Source organism: Cereibacter sp. Soil_C_27 (genome assembly GCF_057657095.1).
On the sequence record NZ_JBDGJD010000016.1, the window covers coordinates 1 to 2,418 of the forward strand.

At 62.2% G+C, this 2,418-nt stretch carries 2 protein-coding genes; both read right to left on the bottom strand.

The features are described from left to right. Positions 1-160: 160 nt before the first annotated feature. The gene (gene fusA, locus AC3A5Z_RS23785; RefSeq protein WP_487521748.1) at positions 161-2,281 is read right to left on the bottom strand and encodes an elongation factor G; all 2,121 of its coding nucleotides are present in this window, start codon (positions 2,279-2,281) and stop codon (positions 161-163) included. Positions 2,282-2,303: 22 nt separating this feature from the next. Continuing rightward, positions 2,304-2,417: a hypothetical protein gene (locus tag AC3A5Z_RS23790; protein ID WP_487521759.1), complete on the bottom strand. Its 114-nt coding sequence runs from the start codon at positions 2,415-2,417 to the stop codon at positions 2,304-2,306. Position 2,418: the final 1 nt, after the last annotated feature.

Below are 2,418 nucleotides of genomic sequence, written 5' to 3' on the forward strand. Positions count from 1 at the left end.
GTCTTGCCGTGGTCAACGTGGCCGATCGTGCCAATGTTGACGTGCGGTTTGTTACGTTCAAACTTTGCCTTTGCCATGGTGGCCTCCTGTTCGTGTCGGTTGCGGTGGGGCAAACCCCCACCCTACGGGGTGGTAGGGCGGGGTTCACCCCGCCACACCGTTAAGCGTATTTCTTCTGGATCTCGTCGGAGATGTTCTGCGGCACCGCATCATAGTGATCGAAGGACATCGAGAAGTTGGCACGACCCGAGGACATCGAACGCAGCGTGTTGATGTAGCCGAACATGTTGGCCAGCGGAACGAAGGCATTGATCACGTTGGCGTTGCCGCGCGTGTCCTGCCCCTGCACCATGCCCCGACGCGAGGTCAGGTCGCCGATGATACCGCCGGTATATTCTTCCGGGGTCACCACTTCGACCTTCATGATCGGCTCGAGCAGCTTGGCGCCGGCCTTCTTCAGACCTTCGCGCATACCGGCCCGGGCGGCGATTTCGAACGCGAGAACCGAGGAGTCGACGTCATGGTAGGCGCCGTCGATCAGAGCCACGCGGAAGTCGATCACCGGGAAGCCTGCCAGCGGACCGGAGTCCATGACCGACTTGATGCCCTTTTCGACGCCGGGGATGTATTCCTTCGGCACCGCACCGCCCACGACCTTGCTTTCGAACGAGTAGCCTTCGCCCGGCTCGGTCGGCGAGATGACGAGCTTGACGCGGGCGAACTGGCCCGTGCCGCCGGTCTGCTTCTTGTGGGTGTAGTCGATCTCGGCTTCGCGCGAGATGGTCTCGCGGTAGGCCACCTGCGGCGCGCCGATGTTCGCCTCGACCTTGAACTCGCGACGCATGCGGTCGACGAGGATGTCGAGGTGAAGTTCGCCCATGCCCTTCATGATGGTCTGGCCCGATTCAAAATCGGTCTCGACGCGGAAGGACGGGTCCTCGGCAGCCAGGCGAGCGAGAGCGATGCCCATCTTCTCCTGGTCGGCCTTGGTTTTCGGCTCCACCGCGATCTCGATGACCGGGACCGGGAAGGTCATGGTTTCGAGAACGACCGGCTTGTTCGGATCGCAGAGCGTGTCGCCCGTGGTGGTCTCTTTCAGACCGGCCAGGGCGATGATGTCGCCGGCAAAGGCTTCTTCGATCTCTTCACGGTTGATGGCGTGCATCATCATCATGCGGCCAACGCGCTCTTTGCGCTGCTTGGTCGCGTTCAGCATCTGGTCGCCCTTCTTCAGCACGCCAGAGTAGATGCGCGTGAAGGTCAGCGAGCCCACGAAGGGGTCGTTCATGATCTTGAACGCCAGCGCCGAGAAGGGCTGCTCGTCATCGGCCGAACGCTCGATGTTGCGGGTTTCCGTCTCGTCGCCCGGCGCGAAGCCGAGGTAGGGCGGAACGTCCAGCGGGTTCGGCAGGAAGTCGATCACGGCGTTCAGCATCGGCTGCACGCCCTTGTTCTTGAAGGACGAGCCGCAGAGCATCGGCACGAAGGACAGCGAGAGGCAGCCCTTGCGGATCAGCTGGCGCAGGGTTTCTTCCGACGGCTCGTTGCCTTCGAGATAGGCTTCCATCGCGGCGTCGTCCTGCTCGACCGCGACTTCCAGCAGGTTGTGGCGCCATTCGTTGGCGACTTCCTGCAGGTCGGCACGGATCGGCTGGCGAACCCAGGACGCGCCCAGGTCTTCGCCCTGATAGACCCACTCCTGCATGGTGATCAGGTCGACGATGCCTTCGAGCTTGTCTTCGGCACCGATCGGGACCTGGATCGGCAGCGGCAAGGAGCCGGTGCGGTCCTTGATCATCTTGATGCAGTTGTAGAAATCGGCGCCCGTCTTGTCCATCTTGTTGACGAACACGATGCGCGGCACCTTGTAGCGATCAGCCTGACGCCACACGGTCTCGGTCTGGGGCTCCACGCCGGCGTTGCCATCGAGCAAGACCACAGCACCGTCGAGCACGGCCAGCGAACGCTCGACTTCGATGGTGAAGTCGACGTGGCCGGGGGTGTCGATGATGTTGAAGCGGTAACGGTCATCCTTCGCCACGGCGTTGGAATCGACCGTGCGCTGCCAGAAGGTCGTGGTCGCAGCCGAGGTGATCGTGATCCCCCGTTCCTGCTCCTGCTCCATCCAGTCCATCGTCGCGGCGCCATCATGCACCTCGCCGATCTTGTGGGATTTGCCTGTGTAGAACAGAATCCGCTCGGTCGTCGTGGTTTTGCCCGCATCGATGTGGGCAATGATACCGAAGTTGCGGTAGCGGGTCAGGGGGTAGTCGCGTGCCATTGGAGTGCCTCAGGCTAAGTGGTTACCAGCGGTAATGGCTGAACGCTTTGTTAGCGTCGGCCATCTTGTGCGTGTCTTCGCGCTTTTTCACCGCGGTGCCGCGGTTGTTGCAGGCATCGGCCAGCTCGGCGGCCAGC